Source organism: Nostoc sp. UIC 10890 (assembly GCF_054786515.1).
In genome coordinates, this window is record NZ_JBSGKF010000001.1 from 2,198,416 (window position 1) to 2,223,174 (window position 24,759).

The 24,759-nt window shown below is 42.7% G+C and carries 20 protein-coding genes; 11 read left to right on the forward strand and 9 right to left on the reverse strand.

Annotated elements, in window-relative coordinates:
* Positions 1–113: 113 nt before the first annotated feature.
* Both ACWATR_RS08605 and petJ read left to right on the forward strand, forming a co-directional pair.
* Positions 114–608 carry a GNAT family N-acetyltransferase gene (locus ACWATR_RS08605; RefSeq protein ID WP_460331414.1) on the forward strand — a complete coding sequence of 165 codons (495 nt, stop codon included), beginning with the start codon at positions 114–116 and terminating at the stop codon, positions 606–608.
* Positions 609–990: 382 nt separating this feature from the next.
* Complete coding sequence (gene petJ, locus ACWATR_RS08610) at positions 991–1,326, forward strand: cytochrome c6 PetJ (protein ID WP_181932669.1); 336 nt, start codon at positions 991–993, stop codon at positions 1,324–1,326.
* Positions 1,327–1,472: 146 nt separating this feature from the next.
* Here petJ and ACWATR_RS08615 read toward each other — a convergent pair whose 3' ends face one another.
* From ACWATR_RS08615 to ACWATR_RS08635, 5 genes are all read right to left on the reverse strand, one after another.
* Complete coding sequence (locus ACWATR_RS08615) at positions 1,473–2,780, reverse strand: CO2 hydration protein (protein WP_460331416.1); 1,308 nt, start codon at positions 2,778–2,780, stop codon at positions 1,473–1,475.
* Positions 2,781–2,914: 134 nt separating this feature from the next.
* A complete protein-coding gene (locus ACWATR_RS08620) occupies positions 2,915–4,411 on the reverse strand; it encodes an NADH-quinone oxidoreductase subunit M (protein WP_460331417.1) in 1,497 nt (498 codons plus the stop codon).
* A gap of 272 nt (positions 4,412–4,683) precedes the next feature.
* Positions 4,684–5,409: a carbonic anhydrase gene (locus tag ACWATR_RS08625; RefSeq protein ID WP_460331419.1), complete on the reverse strand. Its 726-nt coding sequence runs from the start codon at positions 5,407–5,409 to the stop codon at positions 4,684–4,686.
* Positions 5,410–5,461: 52 nt separating this feature from the next.
* Positions 5,462–7,339 (reverse strand): NAD(P)H-quinone oxidoreductase subunit F, encoded by a 1,878-nt coding sequence (locus tag ACWATR_RS08630; protein WP_460331421.1) that lies wholly within the window; start codon positions 7,337–7,339, stop codon positions 5,462–5,464.
* Between the two features lie 373 nt (positions 7,340–7,712).
* On the reverse strand, positions 7,713–7,898 hold the full coding sequence (locus ACWATR_RS08635; protein ID WP_460331423.1) for a hypothetical protein: 186 nt from the start codon (positions 7,896–7,898) through the stop codon (positions 7,713–7,715).
* 380 nt (positions 7,899–8,278) lie between these two features.
* Here ACWATR_RS08635 and ACWATR_RS08640 point away from each other — a divergent pair, with 380 nt between their 5' ends.
* The 7 genes from ACWATR_RS08640 to ACWATR_RS08670 all read left to right on the forward strand — a co-directional run bounded on the left by ACWATR_RS08640 (position 8,279) and on the right by ACWATR_RS08670 (position 15,065).
* Complete coding sequence (locus ACWATR_RS08640; protein ID WP_094347747.1) at positions 8,279–8,518, forward strand: hypothetical protein; 240 nt, start codon at positions 8,279–8,281, stop codon at positions 8,516–8,518.
* A 217-nt stretch (positions 8,519–8,735) separates the two neighbouring features.
* A complete protein-coding gene (locus ACWATR_RS08645) occupies positions 8,736–9,323 on the forward strand; it encodes a Uma2 family endonuclease (RefSeq protein WP_460331425.1) in 588 nt (195 codons plus the stop codon).
* Positions 9,324–9,679: 356 nt separating this feature from the next.
* Positions 9,680–11,026, forward strand: coding sequence for a pentapeptide repeat-containing protein (locus ACWATR_RS08650; protein WP_460331427.1), 1,347 nt, complete (start codon positions 9,680–9,682; stop codon positions 11,024–11,026).
* Positions 11,001–11,756 carry a hypothetical protein gene (locus ACWATR_RS08655; protein WP_460331429.1) on the forward strand — a complete coding sequence of 252 codons (756 nt, stop codon included), beginning with the start codon at positions 11,001–11,003 and terminating at the stop codon, positions 11,754–11,756. Before ACWATR_RS08650 ends, ACWATR_RS08655 begins: the two co-directional genes overlap by 26 nt.
* Before the next feature lie 285 nt (positions 11,757–12,041).
* Positions 12,042–13,589 carry an FAD-dependent monooxygenase family protein gene (locus ACWATR_RS08660; protein WP_460331431.1) on the forward strand — a complete coding sequence of 516 codons (1,548 nt, stop codon included), beginning with the start codon at positions 12,042–12,044 and terminating at the stop codon, positions 13,587–13,589.
* Between the two features lie 22 nt (positions 13,590–13,611).
* The gene (locus tag ACWATR_RS08665; RefSeq protein WP_420761868.1) at positions 13,612–14,316 is read left to right on the forward strand and encodes an actin-binding WH2 domain-containing protein; all 705 of its coding nucleotides are present in this window, start codon (positions 13,612–13,614) and stop codon (positions 14,314–14,316) included.
* 41 nt (positions 14,317–14,357) lie between these two features.
* Positions 14,358–15,065 (forward strand): actin-binding WH2 domain-containing protein, encoded by a 708-nt coding sequence (locus ACWATR_RS08670; RefSeq protein ID WP_460331433.1) that lies wholly within the window; start codon positions 14,358–14,360, stop codon positions 15,063–15,065.
* A gap of 115 nt (positions 15,066–15,180) precedes the next feature.
* Here the strand turns inward: ACWATR_RS08670 and ACWATR_RS08675 are convergent, their stop codons facing one another.
* The 4 genes from ACWATR_RS08675 to ACWATR_RS08690 all read right to left on the reverse strand — a co-directional run bounded on the left by ACWATR_RS08675 (position 15,181) and on the right by ACWATR_RS08690 (position 22,276).
* Complete coding sequence (locus ACWATR_RS08675; RefSeq protein WP_460331435.1) at positions 15,181–16,761, reverse strand: group II intron reverse transcriptase/maturase; 1,581 nt, start codon at positions 16,759–16,761, stop codon at positions 15,181–15,183.
* Positions 16,762–17,467: 706 nt separating this feature from the next.
* A complete protein-coding gene (locus ACWATR_RS08680) occupies positions 17,468–17,854 on the reverse strand; it encodes a response regulator (protein ID WP_460331437.1) in 387 nt (128 codons plus the stop codon).
* Positions 17,826–20,960 carry a response regulator gene (locus tag ACWATR_RS08685; RefSeq protein WP_460331439.1) on the reverse strand — a complete coding sequence of 1,045 codons (3,135 nt, stop codon included), beginning with the start codon at positions 20,958–20,960 and terminating at the stop codon, positions 17,826–17,828. The genes ACWATR_RS08680 and ACWATR_RS08685 overlap by 29 nt, the downstream gene beginning before the upstream one ends.
* A 17-nt stretch (positions 20,961–20,977) precedes the next feature.
* A complete protein-coding gene (locus ACWATR_RS08690) occupies positions 20,978–22,276 on the reverse strand; it encodes an RNA-guided endonuclease InsQ/TnpB family protein (RefSeq protein WP_460331441.1) in 1,299 nt (432 codons plus the stop codon).
* Between the two features lie 18 nt (positions 22,277–22,294).
* Between ACWATR_RS08690 and ACWATR_RS08695 the strand changes: the two genes are divergently transcribed.
* Both ACWATR_RS08695 and ACWATR_RS08700 read left to right on the forward strand, forming a co-directional pair.
* Positions 22,295–22,435: a ribbon-helix-helix protein, CopG family gene (locus ACWATR_RS08695; protein WP_460331443.1), complete on the forward strand. Its 141-nt coding sequence runs from the start codon at positions 22,295–22,297 to the stop codon at positions 22,433–22,435.
* A 151-nt stretch (positions 22,436–22,586) separates the two neighbouring features.
* Positions 22,587–24,533, forward strand: coding sequence for an APC family permease (locus ACWATR_RS08700; protein ID WP_460331445.1), 1,947 nt, complete (start codon positions 22,587–22,589; stop codon positions 24,531–24,533).
* Positions 24,534–24,759 lie beyond the last annotated feature (226 nt).

The following is a 24,759-nucleotide window of genomic DNA, read 5'->3' on the forward strand; positions in this document are numbered from 1 at the left end:
TTCGTAAAAACTGGGCGTTTTGTACCTTTTTTCGGCTTTCGTTTAGTCATTACTCAAAAAAAATTGCACAGTTACCTATAGACTATGGACTATCAACTATGGACTATAGACTAATGACTTCGTGTAGCAATTTAATTGTGCGTTTTGCCCAAGCAGACGATTGCAGCGTACTGTTTAAATTAATTGAAGGGCTTGCTGAGTATGAAAAATTATCTCACGCTATCACTGGCAATGCTCTGGCACTTAAGGAGCATTTATTTGGTTCACGGAGATATGTAGAGGCAATTTTAGCAGAATCTGGGGATCAAGCTATTGGTTTTGCCCTATTTTTTCATAATTATTCAACATTTTTGACTAAGCCAGGAATTTATCTGGAAGATTTATTTGTTTTACCAGAATATCGTAGGCAAGGTATTGGTAAAGCTCTCTTGACTAAAGTAGCCCAGATAGCTGTAGAACGTGATTGTGGGCGGTTAGAGTGGAGTGTCTTGGATTGGAACGAGTCAGCCCAAGCATTTTACCGTAGTATGGGAGCATCTATATTAGATGATTGGAGAATTTGTCGCGTCACAGAAGATGCGCTTACTCAGTTAGGATCTGTAAAATAAAAAACAAAGGATGAAGTATAAAGGATAAATCGGGACAATTTTTATCTTTAATATTTCATCCTTAAATTTTTATAGAACAGAATTCTTCTTCAATATTTATTGTTTATAAAGTATTGAAACTTACATAAGTTTGTATTTTAATTATCAGCATCAATTCATACTTCTGCAAATAAGGAAGTTACGCTTGGTGTTTTGTAAAAAAGCACCTTGTGGTTAGATATCGCTCCGTGCTAACAACCCTAAATCTAAAACCACAAAGATTAAAAATCCAAAAACTTTTAAGCGAAGTTTGACAGCTTGTCGTTTGACTATGGCAGCGGCTCAACTGACAATTATGGAGGATATTGCACCGAATAAGCCGTTATTGCAGAGAGAACACGAAATGAAAAAAATGATTACAGTGATGCTGTTAGGCATAGCAATCTTCACCTTTGCCTTCAGCAGTCCAGCTTTGGCAGGAGATGCTGCTAGTGGAGCTAAAGTATTTAGTGCCAATTGTGCTTCTTGTCATGCGGGAGGTAAGAATCTGGTTCAAGCTCCGAAGAACCTGAAGAAGGACGCTTTAGAAAAGTATGGTATGTACTCAGCAGAGGCGATTATCGCCCAAGTTACAAAAGGTAAAAATGCCATGCCTGCTTTCGGCAGTCGTTTGAAAGCTAACCAGATTGAAGATGTAACTGCTTATGTGCTTTCACAAGCAGATAATGGCTGGAAGTAGACTAAAGTCTAACTTCAAGAATTAATAATTAGCGGGGCTTTTTGTCCCGCTAATTTTGCTACTGCCGGAATTATTGCTTTACCTCTCACTTTCTTGACTTTACCTGCACATTTTTCACCCATTTTAACGGGGGTTGAGGGCATCTCTCATCTATAATCTTGACTCTGAATACTCCCCAAGCGAGCAGCATCACGAATGTTATATTCGGGTCGAGTAAAGCGATTTAACTGCATTTCAAAAAAATCTCGATTGGCTTGTAAATGCTTAGGATTTTGGTCATCTAATGGATATAAAAGTGCAGTTCGCAAAGCTTGAATTACCGCAGAAGTGACACAGTACATTGAGCGTTGAAAACTAACTCCCAACTGAATCAACATATCTTCTTCACCCCGGCAATGTTGGCTGTAGTAATCAACAAGATAGGGTGGCAAAAAGTGCAACATATCTTGCATTAATAATGTTGGGGGGATGCCGGCAGTACCGACTGGGAATACATCAGCGTAAAGAATACCATAGTGAAAGTCTTTTTGGTCTTCTGGTACTTGACGCGCTTGAGCATTATAAGATTTTGTGCCGCGGAAGGGTGCGGTGCGGTAGAAAACAGCTTCGACGTATGGTAATGCGGCTTCATATAGCCACATGAAACCCTTGGATTTTGGAACAATTTCGTAGCATTCGCCACGAATATAAACGTGATGGTAAATTGGACGACCTGCGATCGCAAATATACCATTAACTAAAAAATTCATCGCCTCTGGGACGCTGCTAATCGTACCTTCGTCATAGCGGTCGGACATTTCAAAGAATACAGGGGCCATGATTTCCCAGAATAAGCCCAGATTAGCGTAGTATGACATCTGGCGACACTGTTCCAAAAACATATCGGGGAACAGCTTGTAAAGTCCCAGCATGACGGGGTTCCCTTGGAAGTAAGCTTTAATTGCTCTGTCGGCGTTGGCTTTGTATTCGTCTGAATCTAGGTAAGGGTCAAATTGTCCACCCATGCCTCTATGCCACAACATTGCCCGCATACAAGCTTCTGCAAATTCCATGTTAATGCGATCGTGGAACAAGTGATGCAACAACTTTGGCATTTTGAAGGTTTCACCCTTTTCAATAAATGCTAAAAGTTCTGGATGTGCAGTAGCTTCACCGCGCCAAATTCGTAAATCGGCATCATCGCCAGCATAATGATTATGCAGTTCTAAATACTCTTTGGGTAAGAAGTATTTAAAGAAGGGAAGCGGGTTTAAAAATTCGCGTTCGGCAATATAAAGTAGGTCACGCCAGTAAAAATCCATCGGTACAGCATAAGCTTTATATAAACCGATAATTTGCATCAAATTTTCTGGAGTATCGGGTAACATTGCACCGCCAGCTTCTAAGCGATGAATTACATCGGCAAATTCGTGTTTAGAAGGAGGTAATTTAATTGCTGTTTTAATTGCTGTCATGGTAATTGTAAATTTGTAGAGACGCGATTTATCGCGTCTGTGAGATAGGTTTTGATACGCGATAAATTGTGTCTGGGGGGATAGGTTTTGAGACGCGATAAATCGCTGTCTCTACAAGTGTTTTGATGGATTTCCTATTTTAGGGCTACTTCGGAGATTACAGTTTTTTCTAAGGAGGGAATTGCAGCCACCATTGTTGTCGTTGTAGATTCACTCCAACGGACTAACCAAGTGGGTTGTACTCCTAAAAAGATGATAAAAGCTGCCAAAATTAAAGCTGGTATTTTCTCAGACCAAAGGACTTTGGGATAGTAGGCGAAGTTATCTAGTCTGCCAAAACAGGTGCGGTTGAGGAGGATGAGAAAATAAACTGCGGTTAATCCACTAGCTACTATACACAAAATTGTTGGAATGGGGAAAGCAGAGAAACTACCTTGAAAGACAATAAATTCCGCGATAAATCCTGTTAAACCGGGAATACCTGCGCTAGCCATCCCGCTTAAAACTAGTAAGGCGCTAATTAGAGGTAAACCGCGTATGGGACTCATTAAACCGTTGAGTTTATCTAACTCGCGGGTTCCTACTTTGGCTTCTACAACTCCTACCAAGTGGAAGAGAATGGCTAGGATGATACCGTGGCTGAACATTTGGGCGACTGCACCAACGAGTGCTAAGGGAGTACTAGCAGCACCAGCTAACAAAATATAGCCCATGTGACCGACGGAACTGTATGCTACCATGCGCTTGATATCTGTTTGAGCGATCGCAATTACTGCTCCATAGATAGCGCTGATTGCTCCCCAAATTGCTAAAGTCGGCGCAATAATGCTCCAAGCGTGGGGAAACATACCCAAACCAAATCGTAGCAGTCCATAGGTTCCCAGTTTTGCTAACACGCCACCAAGAAGAATCGCAATTGGTGCTGAAGCTTCAACGTAAGCATCGGGTAGCCAAGTATGAAAGGGAATTAAGGGAATTTTAATCCCAAAACCTAATACTATTCCTGCTAGTAAAAGGATTTGCTTTGCTGTTGACAGGTTTTCTGTAGAGACTGCATCAAAAGCAAAATTGGTAGAACCACTCAGCCACACCATACCTAAGAAGGTCGCCAGAATTAATGCTCCCGAAACAGCAGTATAAATCAGGAATTTCATCCCAGCATAACCCCGTTTTGCCCCTCCCCAAATGGAAATTAGTAAGTAGAAGGGGATTAATTCTAGCTCGTAGAATAGGAAGAACAATAGTAAATTCTCTGCTAGAAAAGCGCCTGCAACTCCTCCACTAACTAATAAAATCATGGAGTAAAACAGCCGGGGTCGCTCAGTTTCTTTACTACTGCTGTAAATAGAAATCCAGGTGAGCAGGCTATTTAACACCAACATTAATATAGAAAGCCCATCGACACCTAATTGATAGCTTAATCCCAGAGTTTCATTCCAGGGCAAATACTCTTTAAATTGCATCCCTGGATTGCTAATATCAAATTTTAGCAGAATAAAAAGGTTCCAAAAAAGAACTATACCAGAAAAAATTAATGCTGTTAAACGAATGCGATGTTGAGGGAAGCTTACAGGTAATATTGCTATGAGAGCAGCAGCTAAAATTGGCAGCCAAATCAAAACACTTAACATGGCAATTTGGGATTTTAGAAAATTGGTAATTGTTATAAATGTCTCTGAATTCGCGGTAGCAGATCAACGAAGTACATTTCCAGGTGGAACCTGGAAACGAGACTTAAAAAATCGTAAGAATTCATGAATCAAAATGAGCTAAACGCCCCGCTATTCATAACATAATTCAGAATCTTTAAAAGAATTAGGAGAAAATTTGATACATAAATGTACTAATTCATCCTGCATTCCTTTTAAATTCTGACTTCTGGGTGCTGAATTCTCACAAAAATCTAACTAACTAGACTGATTCTGCCAGTATCTAAATCGTAATAACCACCAACTACCTTCAGCTTTTCTGCCTTGATTAACTCAGATAAAACTGACGATGATTTCAATTTTTCAACTTGTGCTAAAATATTTGCTTTACAAGCGTTTTCTAACTTATCTCCTGATTCATCTTTTGATTTTTCTACGCTTGGTTTAATTGCTTCAAGTAAACTTCCAATTTGCCCTGGAACTTGAGCACCTTTAATTGCGGCATCTACTGCACCACATCTTTCATGTCCCATTACCATGATGACTTTAGTACCTAATACTAAGCTGCCAAATTCTAAGCTACCAATTTGCTGTGTTGTGGCAATATTACCAGCTATACGGCAGACAAATATATCTCCAAGCCCTTGGTCAAAAACAATCTCTGAAGGCACTCGTGAATCTGCACAGCCTAGAATAGAAGCAAAGGGCTTTTGACTTTTGGCAACTTCGACTAAACGTGATTGACTTTGGTGAGGATTGCGACGTTTTGCTTGAACAAATCTTTCATTTCCATCTAATAATTCTTGCAATGCTTTATCAGGGGTAATATCATCTTTTGCTGGCGCTACTGGGACTTTTGTTTCGGCTGCAAGTAAGTTTGAGCTAAGTCCGGCTGTCATTACACCTGTACCGATCGCACCTGCACCAAACTTGAATAAACTTCTTCTGGAAAGATTGAATTTGGAATTTAGTCTACTCATGGTATTCTCCTCAAAATATTAAACTGGCTGCTTGTAATGAAAAGGTGCTTGACTATCCAAGTGTCGAGATGTGGGAAATTAAATTTAAAAACTGTATTCCCCAAAATGGCCAAGCTACCCACATCCCTAAAAAACCTACTCCTAAAAGAACGGTTAAGGCATAAAACTGGGTTTGACCAGAGGTGCTGTATTTAAGACCTTCACCACCCAATAGCGAAAATAAACCAACGAAATTAACGATGCCATCGACTACAAAGCGGTCAATCATATCGGCAAGTTGAGAAATTTTGGCAACTCCAAAAATAATGGTCATTTTATAGAGTTTGGGAGTGTAAAAGTCGTATGCAAACAAATCCTGCAAGCCTTGCCAAGGGAGGCGAATCGGTTTAGGAATATTGCCTAAATAAATCACTCCAGTGATACTGCAACCGAAAATACTCGACCAAATTAAAAGTAGTGCGACATCTTTATTTACAGTTGCCCAATTGGGTAAAAGTGATAAGCTTTGCAACACCAAAGGAAGATGTAGACTAACACCAAGTAAAATCATCATTGGCAGAACCATTGGCCAGTGTGCTTCAGGCGATCGCTGACTCATTTGTGTAGCTTTACCACCAAAAAGTAAAGCGAATTCTCTGGTTAAACTCACGGCTGTTAAAGCATTTACCGCGATTATTACTCCCACTAACCAAGGTTGTGTTTCCCACAATCCATCTGCTAGTTCCATCAGCGCCCAAAAGCTACCCAGTGGTGGAAAGCCAATTAATCCCAAAGTCCCGACGATAAAAGCGATCGCAGAAATCGGGCGACGCGTCCACAATCCGCCTAATTGGGTGACATCTTGGGTGATGCTATTCCAAATAATTCCCCCAGTACTCATCACCAACAGGGCTGCCGATATAGCATGGGTGAGTACCAACAACAGCGCCGCTTCGTATTGTTGCGTTCCCACAGCGATGAACACTAAACCCATGTATGCACTGACAGAATAGGATTGGCAGCGTTTAATATCGATTTGAGCGATCGCAATTAACGAAGCACCCACTGCTGTCACTACCCCAATTCCCACCATCGCTGAGGAAACTATGGGCGAGATGGTTAACACAGGTTGCAGTTTAATCAGCACCCATGCACCACTAGCAACTACTACCGAGTTCCGCAAAATCGTACTAGGAACTGGGCCTTCCATTGCCTCATCTAACCATAAATGCAGGGGGAACTGGGCGCACTTACCCATCGGCCCAGCAATTAAGGCTAAACCTACCAGTGTGATTGTTGTCGGGTTGACATCAGCAGTAGCCGCCCACTCGGCTAGTTCTGGATAACTCCAAGTTCCGGCGAGGGGCCATAATGCCAATACGCCCATCAGCAAGAATAAATCTCCTACCCGCTTGGTTAAGAAAGCATCTCTAGCACCTGAAACTACTAACGGCTGGCTAAACCATAAGCCGACTAGTAGGTAGGTTCCCAGTGTGAGGACTTCCAAAATTACATAGCTGAAGAACAAGTTATTACACAGAACAAGGGCACATAGTCCCGCTTCAAATAAGCCTAATAAGGAATAGAAGCGTCCCCAACCCCAATCCATTTCCATGTAGCCGATGGCATAAATTTGCGCCAGCAAATTCAACCCAGTAATCACAACTAAAGCGCCAACACTAACTGAGGATATTTCCAAAGCAATAGTGAGGTCTAAACCAGCTGTAGATAACCAAGGTATAAATACTTCTTGGGCTGGATAATTCCAAGTTGCTTGTAAGGCGATCGCACTATGCACAAACGCCAAAAATGTCATCACCAAGTTTAGATAACCAGCCGGTCTTGGCCCCGTTTTCCGAATGATCCCCGGCGACCAAGGCACGGCTAACAAGCCACCTATTAAGGCATAGCAAGGAACTAGCCAAACAGTCTCAAGTAGAAACTGAGCCATCAACTTAACCTCTAAATTTGTATCAAAAAGTTGGGGTTTGGAATCAGCTAGCGTTGATCCCTGTTAACCCAGCGATGTCTACGATGAGCTACCCCTAGGCAGATAAGACAAATTTATCTTTATTTAATTTTGTTAGAAACAGCTTACCGTTATATTTGACAAAATGGAATTACTTTATCTAAACAAATCTGAGATAATTCCTCTAAATAAATCTTATATAATCGACCATTTGAGTAATGAATAATAGGTATTGCTTTTTATCTATGAATTACTGTTGGTTTTAGCAATAGTCATTATGAATTTTTACTCATTGACATAAACGACAAAAGACGCAATTGATTGCGTCTTTCTCTACAAGTCAGCTAAATGCAGTTTACACTTTGGTAATTTTGTCAATCTGCCAAACAACAGAAATAATTGCAGGTGCTTGGTCAAATTGGCTGATGGGGGCGGGTTTCATGTCCCGGTAGTCTAGTAGTTGGACTATGATGAGGTAAGCGATCGCTAAAATGACCGAAATTGCGCCTGTAAGAATAGCAATTATTTTCGAGCGTTCCATCAGTATTTCCTGTAATACAAGTTATTGTGCAGTGCCTATCTCTACATTAATACTTGAGAAACACATGACACACTTGACGATATACATCTTGTTAGCAACATTGAGCTATTGCCATGACAATGAAACAAGCTATCTTTGGCGCTATTAAACAACTGCCAGAGCAGCTATCACCAACAAGCCACAGAAGCTTACCAATATGCGTAGACGCATTCGCAAAGCGTCTGTCTGCGACACGCTACGCGAACGTAGAGAAGCGGCTTGTCATCAGACATCGCTGAAAATGGGCAAATTTATACAACAGATTATGTTCGTGACGAAACAATTACTTTCTCGCTGTTAAAATACCACCAGTCCGCTAAATTAAACGAGACATACAGCTTATGATTACTCAAATGATGGTTCAACCTTCATTCTGGGTAGATTCTGGAATCAAACTCAGTAAAGTTAGGGACATATATTTGTTTAAATTTACTGAAGAATTACAGTCTCGACTCGAAGAATTGTCTGAGAAAAAGAAAGCTGGATTGCTAACAAGCGAGGAAGATGCTGAATTGGCAGGCATATTGGAACTTGATAGAATTTTTACCTTGCTTAATGCCAAAATCATTTCTCAATCATGACAGTTAATGATTCCACCAAAAAATTAGTCAGACAAAGAGCTAAATTTCTTTGTGAATCAAGTAAAAAAGTATTGATCGCTAAAATGATCGAAATCGCGCCTGTAAGAATAGTAATTAATTTTGAGCGTTCAATCAGTATTTCCTGTAATACAAGTAGAATAACTGTATTGAGCCATTGATAAGAATTGCGTAGGCGCAGCCCACCGTAGGTATCGCTATGACTGCAACCACAAAAAAATTTACTTTTGCAGAGTATCTTAAGTATAACGATGGCACGGATACCCAATATGAATTGGTAGATGGAGAATTAATTCCCATGAGCCTTGGCACTGGCAAGCACGGTGGCATCTCCAAGTTTTTAGAACGAAGCTTTGATGATGAAAGCGCCAAAATGGGTCACAATTGGACAGCGCAAAAGTTTTCTGTCGGAGTCCGTTCTCCACGAGGGGGACGCTGGGACACCTCACGAATTCCAGATGTAGTAGTATTACCAACACAGCAGTGGGAAGCACTTTCTAATCGAGAGGCTGTAATCGAACTCAATGAAACTCCCCCCATATTAGTGGTAGAAGTCGTCAGCGAATCTACACAAACCACAGACTATCGCAGCAAACGTTCTGAGTATGCTGTTCTGGAAATTCCCGAATATTGGATTGTTGACCCAATTCAAGAGATAGTAACAATATGCACTCTAGTAGAAGGGTTCTATGATGCTGTTACATTCCGAGGACAAGAACGCATCATCTCTTTTACTTTTCCACAGTTGGATTTGAGTGCCGAACAAGTCTTGGCAGGACGGAAGTGAACTCTCAATTACTATTACCCAGCCAAACCGTATTGGCTGTACTTCAACAATGAGCTTCAGAACCTCAATGTTGACCTTCTGAAGCTCGACGTTGACCTTCTGAGCCTCGAAGTTGCACCTTTTATCCTCGAAGTTGCGGCTTTTAACCTCGACGTTGACCTTCTGAGGCTCGACGTTGACCTTCTGAAGCTCGAAGTTGCACGTTTGATCCTCGAAGTTGCACCTTTTATCCTCAAAGTTGCACGTTTGATCCTCGAAATTGCACCTTTTATCCTCAACTAACAAATATATCTAACCATTCCTAAATTTTCAGGGGGAGCGTGTAGTAAAATTTGCTCACCTCTGTAAAGTGGAACATGGCTTTAGACTTTTCCGGTCAAAATCTCCGAGGACGCAACTTCAAAGGACAAGACCTTGCGGGTGCAAACTTTAGCTATGCCGACATCCGAGGGGCAAACTTCACCAACGCTAATTTAACAGGGGCAAACTTCAGCCATGCTAAAGCTGGACTGCAACGACGTTGGGCAATTCTCCTAGTCCTTGTATCATGGCTGTCGTCGGGACTGTCGGGAATTTTATGGTTTGTCGACGGTTATTTTGTGTTAATAATATTTCGTGCTTTTGCACAAAATTCGATTATCGGCTGTATTGTCCTAATCCTATTGATTGCCTATTTCATCTTCACAAATAGCCAAGAAGTAGGAACTGGTTTAGGACTCGTAGCCTTCGGCATAGCCTTTGCCGCAGCCTTTGCCGCAGCCGTAGTAGTAGGAGCAGGAGCTTTCGCCTTCGCCTTTCCTTTCGCCTTTGTCTTAGCCTTTGTCTTAACCGTAGTAGCGGGAAACTTCGCCGTCGCCGGAGGCTTTGCCGTCGCCGGAGGCTTTGCCGTCGCCGGAGGCTTAGTAGCGAGAGCCTTAGCCTTCTCTGTCGCCGTTGTCTTTGCCGTTGTTGGCTTCGTCGGCGATAGCTTCGCCGTTGCCCTTGCCATCGCCATGATCGCCGCCATCGCCGTCGCCATCGCCATCGCCGGAACGTTACTGAGTATTTACATCGCTTGGCAAGCGATGAAAGGAAACGAAGAATATTTCTTTGTTCGTAATATCGCGATCGCTTTTGCAGCTACAGGAGGTACAAGTTTTCGTGGCGCTAACTTAACCAATGCTAATTTCACCCAAGCTACGCTCAAAAGTACAGATTTGCGAAACACTATCCTTATCTGTAGCTGTTGGCATCAAGCCAAAATGCTTGATCGTGTTCGTCCTGGTTCAACTTATCTTCAAAACTCACAAGTACGTGAACTGCTGATTACAGGACAGGGACAGGAAAAAAATTTTGACCGTCAAAACCTACGAGGTATTAACTTACAAGCAGCAAACCTAGCTGATACCAGCTTTATCGGCGCTGATCTCAGTGAAGCCAATTTGCAAGATGCCGATTTGTCAAGAGCAAAGCTGAAGCAAACGCAACTAGACGGCACAGATTTAACAGGTGCAACACTCACAGGCGCGTACATTGAAGATTGGGGCATTACAAATACAACTAAATTGTATGGGGTGAGGTGTGAATATATCTTCATGCGCTTACCCACCAAAGAAGATCCCGATCCTCTCCGCAAACCTGATAACAAACAAGAGGTATTTGCAGACGGGGATTTTGCCAACTTTATCAAGCCAATTTTTGACACCCTCGACCTTTTACCATAATCAAGGCGTTGACCCTCGCGCTGTGGCAATCGCTTTCAAAAACCTTGCCGAAAACCATCCCGAAGCTGAGTTAGAAATCGTGGCAATGGAGAAACGCGGCGAAGATAAAATCTTGCTCAGAGCCAAAACCGCCGCAGGTAGCGATAAATCTCAACTGAGTGCAGAATATTTTGATGACTATAATCAACTCAAAGCTTTATCGCAGAGTCAGCAATTATTGCTGGTAGAAAAAGATAAACGCATTATTAGTTTAGAAAATATGGTAGATACTGCTCTCAAGCAGCCAAAATTTTATACACAAGGAGATACAAATATGTCAGATATCAGCGGCATCAATATTGAAGGCAGCAGTAATGTTAGCGGTATCGCTGGCAATAATTCTATTGCTAATCTAGGAACCATTAGCGGTAACGTGAGTATTGCCCTCAATCAGTTACCTGATGCAACCGATGCCGAGAAACCAGGAATCAAAGAATTATTGTCGCAGTTGCAAGATGCGATCATCCAATCCACATATTTGTCAGAAGAAGACAAAGCTGAAGCGCTAGAACAGGTGAACAGTTTGGCAGAAGCGGGGAAAAATCCCCAAGAATTGACTAAGCAAAAGACGGCAAAAACTGCAATCACCATGTTGAAAGGGATATTTACAGGCTTACCTGCTGTTGCTTCTCTGGTAGAAGCGGGTAATAAATTATTGCCTGCGATCGCAAAATTATTCGGTTTGGGATAATTTAACGCGAGTTAGACAAACCTCTCCTAGCCTTAAATTAAAGCTCAATTCTCTCCTTTTCCGACTATACAAAAGTCGAATTACCCCCCTTAATCCCCCCTTGTAAAGGGGGGAAAAAAGCAATCTAGTTCCCTCCCCTTTACAAGGGGAGGGTTAGGGTGGGGTAAAACGCTGGTTAATCAGCGAGGAACATTTTTAGGTAGAAAAACCAGAGAGAGGTCTTTTTATTCAACTACGTTCTTCATTCTCAGGTAGTTTTGGAATATAGAGTTTAGTTTTTCCAAAATGTCTTTAACTGAAGAAATTCTTTCCCAATTAGCCGGCGATGTTTTAGGAAGATTGCGTCAAGGCGATCGCATTCTCACATCTAGGCGCGAAAACACCGCACCAGTACCAACGTTAGTTAAAGAAAGTCAACAGCCTTTAGGCGTTGTAGACTTCGATGTAATTATCTGCGGTGGCACTTTAGGGATTTTAATTGGTTGCGCCTTGGCGGTTAAGGGACTGCGGGTAGCGTTGCTGGAACGCGGTATTTTGCGGGGGAGGGAACAAGAGTGGAATATTTCTCGCAAAGAATTAGATGTATTTGTGGAATTGAACTTGCTGACTGAGGAAGAATTAGAGAGTGCGATCGCCACTCAATATAACCCAGCGCGAGTTAGTTTTGCTGGCGGTACAGAAGTTTGGGTAGAGGATGTTTTGAATATCGGTGTAGATCCAGTTTATCTACTCGCTACCTTGAAAACTAGATTTCTCGCCGCCGGGGGAAAGTTGTTAGAAAATACACCCTTTAGCGAAGCAGTAGTTCATCCAGATGGGGTGATGGTAAATAACCAATTCAAAACTCGGTTATTAATCGACGCGATGGGACATTTTTCACCCATCACTCAACAAGCACGCCAAGGCAAAAAACCAGACGCGCTGTGCTTGGTTGTGGGAAGTTGCGCCCAAGGTTTTCCGGAAAATCACTCAGGCGACTTGTTGTTATCATTTACATCGTTGCAGAATCAATGTCAGTACTTCTGGGAAGCGTTTCCAGCTAGGGATGGCAGAACCACTTACTTGTTTACCTACATGGATGCAGAACCCCAACGTTTGAGTTTAGAAGCTCTATTTGAAGAATATCTGCGTCTCTTACCAGAATATCAGGGAGTGGAGTTGAGCAAACTGAAATTTCAACGGGCACTATTTGGTTTCTTTCCCACCTATCGCCAAAGTCCGCTAAAAACCCCTTGGAATCGCATTCTACCAGCCGGAGATAGCAGTGGTAGTCAATCTCCCTTGAGTTTTGGTGGTTTTGGGGCAATGGTGCGTCACCTGAAGCGTTTAACTTATGGCATTTCCGAAGCGCTGGAAACAGAACAATTATCTGCAAAAGCCTTAGCACTGCTGCAACCCTATCAGCCAAGTTTGACTGTTACCTGGTTGTTTCAAAGGGCGATGAGTGTTGGTGTAAATCAGAAAATTGCCCCAGATCAAATTAACCAATTACTCTCAGCGGTATTTCAGGAAATGCAACAGTTGGGTACACCAGTGCTAAAACCATTTTTACAAGATATAGTGCAATTTTCAGCACTAACGCAAACACTGTTAAGAACTGGTTTATATCATCCTGGAATAGTTGCCAAAATAATTCCGCAAGTAGGTTTGGCAAGTTTGTTAGATTGGATGTTACATTACAGTAATTTAGGTGTATACACTGCCTTGTTTTCGCTAAGTCCAATGCTAGAAACATGGATTAAGAATCAACCAAAAGAACAACAATATTATTGGCATCGTTTGATTGATGCCTGGAAGTATGGTTCTGGCGGTGATTACTCAGATGAAACTTGAATAATCTCTGTGTGAGGATAACATGATTGAACGGAAATCATCAGGAATCAAATACTTTGCAGTGCTGATTGGATTCCTGCGCGATCGCCAAGGATTTCTAGAGGAAATTCGCCAAGGTACGAGATTACCAAATAAAATCATTTCGCTGCTAGTTTGCAGTTCCTTATTTATCGCAGCTTATGGCGGAATCATTGGTGCATACCATAGCTGGATGCAAGCTTTGTCTTCCGCCATTAAACTCCCAGCCCTTTATCTAATCACACTTTTGATTTGTATTCCGACGTTGTTCTTTGCAAACATTATTTTTGGTTCCAAGCGGACTTTTGCCCAGCATTTAGCCTTAGTTTTAACTGCGGTTTCAGTCACCAGCGTACTTTTGTTTAGCTTTGCTCCAATCACACTGTTTTTCTTAATTACCACCAATAATTACCAGTTTTTAATTCTGTTAAATGTCTTGATTTTTGCCATCACTGGATTTATTGGTGTTTCGTCTTTATATCAAGCCACGAGTTTAGTTTTAGAGCAAGATAATGAAGGGAGCAAGACACGCCAAAAGATTTTACAATTTTGGCTATTTCTTTACGCTTTCGTAGGTAGTCAGTTAGGATGGACTCTCAGACCGTTTTTTGGCACACCTGGTTCTGTCTTTGAACTATTCCGCGAAAGAGAAGGTAACTTTTATCTGAGTGTGATTCAAGCTATTAGCTATCTTTTGGGAATCCGTTAATTAGTCATTAGTAATTCCACAAAATATAAAAATATAAAATCATGTTGGACAAGAAAAATCGCGGGATTCAACAATTTGGTGTATTGATTAGTTTATTGCGCGATCGCCAGTCTTTCTTAGAAGAAATTCGTCTGGGGATAAGATTACAAAATAAAATTAGTTCTCTATTCGTAACTAGTTCCATTTTCTTTGCAATCTATGGTGCAATTATCGGTGCATCTAACAGTTGGGCACAGGCATTATCTGGTTCTATTAAGCTGCCAGCGTTTTATTTATTAACACTGATTATTTGTTTCCCGACTTTGTTCTTTTTTAATGTTTTGTTTGGTTCCCGGAGTAGCATTCAACAGCATTTTGTTGTGTTGCTCACCTCTGTGTCAGTGATTAGCGTGCTTTTATTCAGCTTGGCACCAGTTACGCTATTTTTTCTGATTACTACACCCGATTCTTATCAGTTTTTTAAACTATTGAATGTGTTAATTTTTGGCATTACAGGCATCTTTGGCGTTAAATTCCTTTATGAAGGAATGCAATTACTTTCTCAACAAGATGAAGTTGGCAAAAAAACCCGCACCACTATTTTAAGATCCTGGTTATTGCTTTATGCCTTTGTTGGTATGCAGCTAGGATGGTTTCTCAGACCATTTTTTGGTGCCCCTGACTCTAAATTTGAGTTGTTTCGGGCAGTGAAAGGCAACTTTTATTTGGATATTGTAGCGGCGATTTCCGAAATTTTAGGTTTCCGTTAATCTCAGATTTCGATAATTAGTCTCGATTTGGTTGAGTCGATGGGGGATATTATTCTCCGCACCTCTCGGTTAAATCTGGGCGTGCGACTTTCACCGCACCCAGCTTCCGATGTTCTTAGCTTTCGCTTTTGCTCATGTGTTTGTAATCGTGGCAACTCTCATGAATTGCTTCAAGATTACTTTTCTTCCAGTTGGCGTGGTTTCCGTCGATGTGATGCAGGTGAACCCGTTCCTCATCAATGAACTTCAGACCGCAGGAAGCACATTTATGGCTTTGCTCTTTCATAGTTTTAGAGGTTTTACTGTCGTAGAGCTTGCTATTACGTTCGCTCCAGTAGGTAATGTCTCCGTCATAGGGGGATTTTATTCCTTTAACCATGACGTGACTATTTTCGGAGTAGGAAACATTTGGAAATGCCTTGTCTAGTAATTTCTTGCTAGAGTAGCGGTTTTGATTGGTTTCCTTGTTAAATACCTTGTAAGCTCTTTTTTCGATGTGGTACAAGGAGTTTCTAGAACCGTCCATCTTACAGAACTTATGGTAATTTCTCCAGCCTCTGACTATCGGGGCTAATTTCTCAGCCTTTGTAGTAGCACCATAATTCGAGTTGTTGACGATGTGTTTTACTTTCTTACGAAATGCTTTGAAGTTGTCCAACGAGGGAGTGCTTCTGAGCTTTCCGTTTTTCTGGACTTTGAAGTGCCATCCGAGGAAATCAAACCCATCTGTCGCGGCGGTAACTTTGGTTTTCTTTTGGCTTACATTCATTCCGCGTTTGCGGAGAAACTCGCTGATTCTTTCAAGTATCTCTGTCGCATCATCTTCGGGTCGGAGTATAATAACCATGTCATCCGCGTATCGGATTGATGGCTTGACAATTTTCTTTTCGGAAGTGTTGCCTGTGATACTTTTACCGTATTTGTATTCGGTGTGGTATCTGTGTATATCTTCTATCCCGTTGAGCGCGATGTTAGCTAATAGAGGACTGACCACTCCCCCTTGGGGTGTCCCTTGTTCGGGAAATTCTGGGTTGACTCCAGCCTTGAGGCATCGGAAGATACCGAGTTTTAAGCCTTTGGGGGCAATGAGTTCTTCCATTATTGCTGAGTGATTAATCCTGTCAAAGCATTTTTCGATATCGAGTTCTATAACTCTTTTATCTATTCCGTTGCTTCGTGAGCTTAGGTTATCAAAGATGTATTGTTGTGCATCATGGGCAGAGCGCCCAGTTCTGAACCCGTAGCTTCTGGCATGGAAAGTGGCTTCGTGTGCTGGTTCTAGTGCGTATTTTGCGAGGCATTGCCAAGCTCTATCTGCGATGGTTGGTATCTTAAGCATTCTGGTAGTCCCGTCCTTTTTGGGGATGGGGATTTCCCGTAGCCCTTGATGCTTCCAATTTCCACTATTCATTTTCAGTAGTTCTTCGAGGTTGAAGCGTTCTTCAAATGGGAGGGATTTTTTGCCATCAATACCCGCCGTCTTTTTGCCAGCATTTAGCTGAGATACAAGTCTAATTGCAAGAAATCGAGCCGAGGTTGATTTTAGAATAAGCCTTTGGAGTAACCGAGCTTTCCGTTTGTCTCCAACTTGAACAGCTTTGTACACGCGCTTTTGAAGGCGGAAAAGGTTACGGCGGAATTTCTTCCACGGTAAGGCTCTCCAAGATTCACTAGTATGTCTACTGCGTCTAATCATTTTCTCTTCTCTGGTTTGTGTATTCTGAACACCTCAGACCAATTACGGTCTGTCCTACCCGACTTGTGAGAGTTCCGCTTCTCGTCTAGCCTACCTGGGGTTCGACTGCCCCAAGACTCACAAATCGTTTTTATTCGTTCCCTCGGTGAGATTGATTGTTCCGTTAGGCGTGGTCAATTCAACTACTGGATTCCCTTGACTCTTACCGTTATTAAAGGCGATATGCGGCGGGAATTGTTTCTCCAGTGAAGTCAGGGGTTTTTATGTTGCGCCCTGCTTGAAAATAAGTTGCTTTTCTAGACCCGGTTTCGCCGTAGGAACTCCCTGTTAGCGCCAGTGTCAACCCGCAACGGCTGTCTGATTGCGCCCTGTTCCCAGCTTCACTCTACAAGAACCGAGCTTGTTCGGTGTGGGCAGATAAGGAGTCAATTCTGAGTCTGAATGGTAGGACTTTCACCTACATCTGACCGAGAGTTCAGCCCTTAATGACAGTAATCTGCTGTCGGGCTGGATTAGCTATTTACGGGATGATTACCGTGATTCACTAATCAACGAATCGCACCCCTTTGTTCTCTCGTTTATCTCGTTCTCATGCTCTGCATTGGAAATGTGTTACAAAATGTTCGTAGTAAGGACTTTAGTCCTGGCTTTGGGGACTGAAGTCCCCACTACAAACTGTTATGGTAGAAGTGCAATCCGTATTACCCTAATTTTCAAGATTCCAGCCCAAGGCTACAGCTATTTCAGCAGCTAATTCTAGGGGATTGAATGGTTTAGCGATCGCACTGATCATTCCCATCTGGGTATAACGACGGCGATCGGAAGCTTGGATTTTGGCAGTTAACAAAATTACCGGAATCGCTTTGGTTAATGGATTGGCTTGTAACTTTTCAAAGGTAGTGATGCCATCCATCTCTGGCATCATCACATCTAGTAAAATTGCATCTGGTTGGTAAGTCTCAGCTTTAATTATCCCCTCTTGACCAGAACTCGCTGTCTTGACTTCCCAGCCTGCGACTGTTTCCAAGCAAATCTTGGCAACTTCTTGAATATACTGCTCGTTATCAACCACTAGAATTTGCTTTGTTGTCATCACTGCTATCCTTTTGTTGGTTGTAAGTAATTCGCTGAAGTAACTCCATCACCTGTTGTTCAGATTCCTGAGTGCTAACACGCCCTTTAGTCAAAAATTTTGTATCTGGACTTAGTTGGCTATTTATACTTGGATCGTAACAATTATGAATCACGGGAATATTGGAAGAGTCTTCTAAATCAGTATTTTGGAAAGTCTCAAATAACGGCAGAGTAACGTAAAAAGTGCTACCTTCGCCCAATGTGCTTTCAGCCCAGATGCGTCCGCCATGCTGTTGCATAATACTCTTACAAATTGCCAAACCTAAACCAGTACCATCATGATTGCGTGAATCTGAAGAGTCAACTTGTTGAAAACGCTCAAAAATACTCTCAAGTTTGTCAGCTGGTATACCGCGTCCAGTATCTTTGACTGTCAATAAAATTTCATTCCCTTGTTGTTGCGCCCCTAGACAAACCGTAGATCCAGCAGACGAAAATTTAATCGCGTTACTGAGTAGATTAGTCAAAGTTTGGACAATGCGATCGCAATCTGCCAATACTTGACCAGATAAGGGACAAATAGATACTTTCACCCCTGCTTTGTCAGCTAGAGGCTGCATGACATTTACTGCTTGAGTGATCAGATCAACAATATTGCAGATTTCTGGTTCCATCTTCGCCTTACCCGACTCGATCCGCTCAATATCTAGGATGTCGTTGATTAAGCGTACTAGGCGTTCGGTGCTATCAGTAGCAATTTGCAGCAGACGTTTTCCCTGTTCTGAGTCTGTTGGTAGCAAACCACTGGTTAGCATTCCTAGAGAGCCGTGAATCGAAGTTAAAGGCGTGCGGAGTTCATGACTAACAACAGAAATAAATTCATCTTTCATCCGTTCAATTTGCTTACGTTCTGTGATATCCCGCAAGATAACCGTATAAAATATTTCATCACTCATATCTATTTTGGAGATGGAAGCCTCCGCAGGAAATTCAGTCCCATCCTTACGGCGACCGTAGATTTCACGCCGTTCTCCCATCCGTCGGGCAATATTGGGAGATTGGCCAAAGTCAAGCACATGTTGACGATGCTTGTAGAAAAAACGCTCCGGTAAGAGTAAATCAAGTCCCTGTCCAATAACTTCCTGGGCAGAGTAGCCAAAAATCTTCTCTGCTCCTTGATTAAACAAGGTGATGGTTTGAAACCCGTTGATGGAAATAATTGCATCATCAGCAATATCTAAAATCCGTGCAAATCGAGCTTGAGAAAACCGTAATTCTTCCTGTGTCCGCTGACGTTCATCAAGTTGTGATTGCAACTGTCGATTCACGGTAATCAACTCAGCAGTGCGCTCTGCTACTCTCAATTCCAATTCGTTAATAGCTTGTAAGTTGTGAGAAGCGGAGGATGAGGGTGGTAAAGGGGACAAGGAGGACAAGGAAGAATTTACTTCCCCTGCTCCCCTGCCCCCCTGCCCCCCTGCTTCTCCTGCTCCCCTTACTCCCCTGCCCCTCTGCCCCCCTGCCTCTCCACCCTGCGTCACGCGCTGCCGCAATTTCAACCGTTCTAAGCGATTGACGATCCGGGTTACAAGTTCTGGCCCGACAATGGGCTTGCTTACAAAGTCATCAGCACCAACGCTAAACACCTGATTTACTATCTCGGCATCGCTATGGACAGTGAGAAATAGGATAGGTAACTCACTCCAGCGCGAATCGTTGCGTACTAATTGACAAAGTTCTATACCATTTGTATAAGGTAATTCCACATCCAGAATCAGCATATCTGGCGCAACTGCTTCTAAGGTTTTCCAGAACTGAAGTGGATCTTCAAGAGCGATCGCCTTGAGTCCCCAAGGACTAAGTAAAGTTTGCAACAAGGCCTGAATTTGCGGATCGTCATCTACAACCAATATTTTCGTTTCTGTATATGGTTCATTTTGCCGCGGTTGCGTCACTGTTTCTAATACCTGTGGGGTTGATGATGCAGATATTACCGCTGTGTTGTTTCCCTCAATTTCTCGACGCAACAACCTTACCCAACTTTCGAGGTTGCTAATCTCAAATTTACTCAAGGTTTGACCAGAACTCAGCAGCAGTTCGATATTGCGTGCCAATTTTGAGCCAAGAGGCAAGCCAAAAGTGCCTAAAGATCCTGCTAAGGTATGCGCCTCTTTGGCTGCGCTAGAGAGCAATTCAGGACTTGAAGTATTTTGATTTAAAGTTGCGATCGCTTCCTCCAGCAACCTCACCTGCTCGTCCACCCGCCCTTGAAATCGTTGCCAAATTTCCGCAACTGCCACTAGTGCTTGCTGCTGTGATTTGAGATTAGGCACTGGGGAAGGAGAAGAAGCAGAAGGGCGGGGTGAAGGATGCAGAGGAGAGGAATTTTCCCCCTGCTCCCCTACCCCTCTGCCCCCCTGCTCCCCTGCCCCTCTGCTCCCTACTCCCTCTTCCAATGATTTCAGACGATAGCCAATACCATAAACTGTTTCAACCAAATCACTGGGTGCTCCGACAGCTTTAAGTTTGTGTCGTAATCCTTTAATATGGGTACGAACAGCTTCTTCTTGTGGAGTATCTTCATAAGACCAAAGATGTTCTAAAATCATGCCGCAGCTAAATACCCGCCGAGTATTTCGCAAGAATAGCTCTAACAGAGCATACTCTTTTGGAGTAAGTGGCAGCAGATTGCCAGCGTAGATCACTTCACAACTACTAGGATCTAGTTGCAACTTACCATATTCCAGCACAGGTTTCGAGTTTACGCCCTTGCGACGCAACAGCGCCCTAATACGAGCAATTAACTCTTCTTGGTCAAAGGGTTTAACTACATAGTCATCTGCACCAGCATCTAATCCGATCGCTTTTTCATGACCACTATCGCACCCCGTCAATAACAATATTGGCATTTGCAGACCACTAGACCGGATTTGACGACAAAGACTAATGCCATCCCGCTTGGGCAACACTACATCCAGAAGGATTAAATCATAATCGTAAGTTTGAATAAAATCCCAAGCCGCATCACCATCAGTGGCAATTTCAACCGCATAGTTTTGGTTAGTCAAAACGGCACTGAGCGAGTATGCATTTAACTCATCATCTTCTACAACTAATATTTTCATGTTAAAAGCTTTCCAAATTAAAGTGACAACTCTCCCGCTACACCGCAAGCGGTGTAGCGGGAGCATCTCAAATTTACAAATGAGACTTGCTGCTTCACGGGCTGACTACTGTCTAAGCCTCTACAGCCAGGAATCGGTAGTCCAACCGACCCACGCTTTAAAATATTAAGTGCGCTGTTCCAGTCGCGGTCAATTACCAGTCCACAAGAACAACTATGAACACGGATTGCAAGGGTTTTTTCGACTCTTTCGCCGCAACTCGAACAATTAATACTTGTTCCTCTGGGGTCAACTGCTACTGTATGTTTGCCGCGTTTTACCGCTACTGCTTGCATAATTTGGAGGAATGCACCCCATGCAACATCTAGTATTGATTTAGCTAACCGTGTTCTAGCTAAACCTCTAATGTTCAGGTTTTCAAAAACAATTAAGTCATAGGACTTAACTAACCAATGAGTAACTTGATAATGAAACTCTTTTCTTTGCCTTGCAACGTGCAAATGAGTAATTGCAACCTTTTTGGCTTGTTTTTGGTAATTCTTAGACCCATGAATTTTACCTGCAAGCTTGCACTGCTGACGCGCTAATTTAGATTGAGATGCGCGGTAATACTGCGGAACCTCAATACTTTGTCCATCAGCAGTAGTTAAAAACTTTTCTAGCCCAACATCTATGCCAGTACTCGTTTTAATTTCGTCAATCGGCAACAATTCGGGTACAGTTTTATCTAAGAGTGAAAAACTGCAATACCACCCATCAGCTTTACTTAAAATTGTTGCTTGCTTAATCTCAAATCCTTCTGGAATTGGTCGATGTAAGATAACTTCAATCTCACCAATCTTAGAAAGCTTGAGGGTATTGCCTGTTAGGTGTGCGCCTGCTTTGGGTGAATTGACACGAGGAAATGTGAACGAAGATATATCACCACGCTTTTTAAAACGTGGTTTACCTCCTCTTTTACCTTTCTTATCAGGTATAAGCCATCGTTTCCACGCCTTGTCCAACCTCATCAGATTTTGTTGTTGGCAATCGACATAAATGTTTTTGTAGTCAGGAAATAGCTCTTTGGTTCGCTTAAGGTCACTCGCTTGTGTATAGTAATCAGGTTTGTCTGGTATCCTCCCAATTGGCTCAGAAATCAAGCTACATCGGTCAATTTGTGACCTTGTACGCCTTAGCCAGTCCAATCTCCCAGAGAGCGCGTAGTTCCAATGACGACGCAGCAACTCACCCCAAGTCTCAAGAATGACAACTTGTTCGGAAGTCGGGTTGAGTTTGAACTGATAAGTTAGTAGCATATAACTATTGTACAGCATTACTCCGTACTTTTGGATATGACTACTCGTATAGATATTAGGCTTCCAGAACAAGAACTAGAGATATTAAAAACCTACTGCCAAGAACAAGATAGAACTCAAACAGAGGTAATCCGTGAATTCATTCGTAGTCTTAAAAAGAAAATCAAAAACCAATGATTTGGCAATTATGTGGGGATCGATAGCGCTAGCGGTAGCGTTCGCGCAGCGTCTCGTAGAGAGGAACGAGCCTCACCCACATAATTGCCCTCCTATCCCCCATCACCGCCAATTGGAGTACCAATGTGGCGGGAGTACCCCGGAGGCTTAGATGGCTAAATCAATTGTTTCAACAAAACGGCTTGGCAGCCAGTTAATCCACTGGTTGCTTGAAGAAGACCGAGGAGAGAAGGAAGGCCCTTACCGCAAAGAAGAATCACATCGTCAGCATCCTTGGTGGCAGGTGATGTGCTTGACTGGTGTAGATTATTTCTCGACCCTTGGCTATCAACCTGGGATTGCAGCCCTGGCGGCTGGCGCTCTTTCTCCTATAGCAACCCTGATTCTGGTTTTGCTAACGCTCTTTGGAGCATTGCCAATCTATCGACGCATTGCAGCCGAAAGCCCTCATGGTGAAGGATCGATCGCAATGTTAGAGCGTTTGCTCCCCTGGTGGCAAGGCAAATTACTTGTGCTATGCTTACTCGGTTTTGTGGCAACTGACTTTATTATTACCATTACTCTTTCAGCAGCTGATGCCACAGCCCATATAATCGAAAATCCGCTGACGCCAAATTGGCTTCACAATCAGACGATCGCAGTAACCTTAATATTAGTTGCATTACTAGGTACAGTTTTCTTGAGAGGTTTCCGAGAAGCTATTGGTATTGCAGTAGTTTTGGTAGGAGTTTATCTGCTGTTAAACTTCATTGTCGTTGGCGTCGGTTCGTATCAGATCCTAACTCACCCTGGAGCGATCGCTAACTGGCAGACTGCACTTTTTGCCCGCCATTCCAACCCTTTGCTCCTAATCGGAATTTCTCTGCTTATATTCCCCAAACTAGCACTGGGATTGTCAGGCTTTGAGACTGGTGTTACCGTTATGCCTCTGGTTAAAGGCAGCAATAACGACACTCCGCAGCATCCCAAAGGGCGGATTCGGAATACACGCAAGCTGCTTACCACTGCTGCTCTGATTATGAGCTTCTTTTTGCTTACCAGCAGCTTTATAACTACTCTACTGATTCCAGTGGCAGAATTTGCATCTGGGGGCAAAGCCAATGGACGCGCCCTTGCTTATTTAGCACATCTATATCTAGGCGATGGCTTTGGCACAATTTACGATTTAAGTACTATTTCGATTTTGTGGTTTGCAGGTGCATCTGCAATGGCAGGACTGCTGAATATCGTGCCTCGCTACCTACCACGTTATGGCATGGCACCCAATTGGGCACGAGCAACGCGACCTTTAGTGTTAGTCTACACAGCGATCGCTTTTGTTGTCACAATTATCTTCAGAGCAAATGTGGAAGCCCAAGGTGGGGCTTATGCAACTGGTGTGCTTGTTTTGATTACCTCAGCCGCCTTTGCCGTCACCTTATCAGCCCACCGTCACCGACAGAAGCGGGCAAGAGCTGTTTTGGGGATCATTACACTGTTATTTTTATACACCACTATTGTTAATATCATCGAAAGACCAGAAGGGATTAAGATTGCGGGCTTCTTTATCGGCACAATCATTTTTACCTCACTGGTTTCTCGTGTTTGGCGTTCAACAGAACTGCGAGCAGAACGGATCGAAGTTGACGAACTTGCTGGCCAATTCCTTGCCGAAGAGAGCCAAGGAGCAATACGACTGATTGCAAATCGGTTGAATACGGGCGATGTCCTAGAGTATTTTATGAAAGAGAAAGAGGTACGCGAAGACAACCATATTCCACCCAACGATCCAATTCTGTTTCTCGAAATTATGGTATCGGATGCCTCGGAATTTGCCGATGTGATCAAAGTAAAAGGGGTGCAAGTTGGTGATTATCGCATCCTCCGCGCTGAAAGTGCAGCAGTACCTAATGCGATCGCGGCTTTACTACTTTATATACGTGACCATACAGGTAAAATTCCCCATGCTTACTTCGGCTGGGTTGAGGGAAATCCTATACAATACTTACTGCGTTTTATCTTGTTTGGTGAAGGTGATATTGCTGTAGTCACCCGTGAAGTACTCCGTCGGGCTGAAAAGAATCCCCATAAGCGTCCTGGTATTCATGTTGGGGGTTGAATCAAAAGTCAGTATTTTTTCTCCTAAAAGATGCTCTGTAGTAATATCCTCCGAAAAACCTTTAAGATACACACTCTCTCTTTCCATTCTTGGAAAGAATACTTAGATTTAGATCACTTTCAGCTTTCACTGAACCGTATGGGAATATAAAGAATATACAAAGCTCAGTATTTGTATATACATTTCTCGGTGAATAATGTGAAGAGTATGCAAAGATGCTTATTTA

Excerpts from the sequence above, each read along its gene's own strand:
- ACWATR_RS08605 (WP_460331414.1), top strand. The coding sequence starts at position 114 with ATGACTTCGTGTAGCAATTTAATTGTGCGTTTTGCCCAAGCAGACGAT.
- petJ (WP_181932669.1), top strand. The coding sequence starts at position 991 with ATGAAAAAAATGATTACAGTGATGCTGTTAGGCATAGCAATCTTCACC.
- ACWATR_RS08615 (WP_460331416.1), bottom strand. The coding sequence starts at position 2,780 with ATGACAGCAATTAAAACAGCAATTAAATTACCTCCTTCTAAACACGAA.
- ACWATR_RS08620 (WP_460331417.1), bottom strand. The coding sequence starts at position 4,411 with ATGTTAAGTGTTTTGATTTGGCTGCCAATTTTAGCTGCTGCTCTCATA.
- ACWATR_RS08625 (WP_460331419.1), bottom strand. The coding sequence starts at position 5,409 with ATGAGTAGACTAAATTCCAAATTCAATCTTTCCAGAAGAAGTTTATTC.
- ACWATR_RS08630 (WP_460331421.1), bottom strand. The coding sequence starts at position 7,339 with ATGGCTCAGTTTCTACTTGAGACTGTTTGGCTAGTTCCTTGCTATGCC.
- ACWATR_RS08635 (WP_460331423.1), bottom strand. The coding sequence starts at position 7,898 with ATGGAACGCTCGAAAATAATTGCTATTCTTACAGGCGCAATTTCGGTC.
- ACWATR_RS08640 (WP_094347747.1), top strand. The coding sequence starts at position 8,279 with ATGATTACTCAAATGATGGTTCAACCTTCATTCTGGGTAGATTCTGGA.
- ACWATR_RS08645 (WP_460331425.1), top strand. The coding sequence starts at position 8,736 with ATGACTGCAACCACAAAAAAATTTACTTTTGCAGAGTATCTTAAGTAT.
- ACWATR_RS08650 (WP_460331427.1), top strand. The coding sequence starts at position 9,680 with ATGGCTTTAGACTTTTCCGGTCAAAATCTCCGAGGACGCAACTTCAAA.
- ACWATR_RS08660 (WP_460331431.1), top strand. The coding sequence starts at position 12,042 with ATGTCTTTAACTGAAGAAATTCTTTCCCAATTAGCCGGCGATGTTTTA.
- ACWATR_RS08665 (WP_420761868.1), top strand. The coding sequence starts at position 13,612 with ATGATTGAACGGAAATCATCAGGAATCAAATACTTTGCAGTGCTGATT.
- ACWATR_RS08670 (WP_460331433.1), top strand. The coding sequence starts at position 14,358 with ATGTTGGACAAGAAAAATCGCGGGATTCAACAATTTGGTGTATTGATT.
- ACWATR_RS08675 (WP_460331435.1), bottom strand. The coding sequence starts at position 16,761 with ATGATTAGACGCAGTAGACATACTAGTGAATCTTGGAGAGCCTTACCG.
- ACWATR_RS08680 (WP_460331437.1), bottom strand. The coding sequence starts at position 17,854 with ATGACAACAAAGCAAATTCTAGTGGTTGATAACGAGCAGTATATTCAA.
- ACWATR_RS08685 (WP_460331439.1), bottom strand. The coding sequence starts at position 20,960 with ATGAAAATATTAGTTGTAGAAGATGATGAGTTAAATGCATACTCGCTC.
- ACWATR_RS08690 (WP_460331441.1), bottom strand. The coding sequence starts at position 22,276 with ATGCTGTACAATAGTTATATGCTACTAACTTATCAGTTCAAACTCAAC.
- ACWATR_RS08695 (WP_460331443.1), top strand. The coding sequence starts at position 22,295 with ATGACTACTCGTATAGATATTAGGCTTCCAGAACAAGAACTAGAGATA.
- ACWATR_RS08700 (WP_460331445.1), top strand. The coding sequence starts at position 22,587 with ATGGCTAAATCAATTGTTTCAACAAAACGGCTTGGCAGCCAGTTAATC.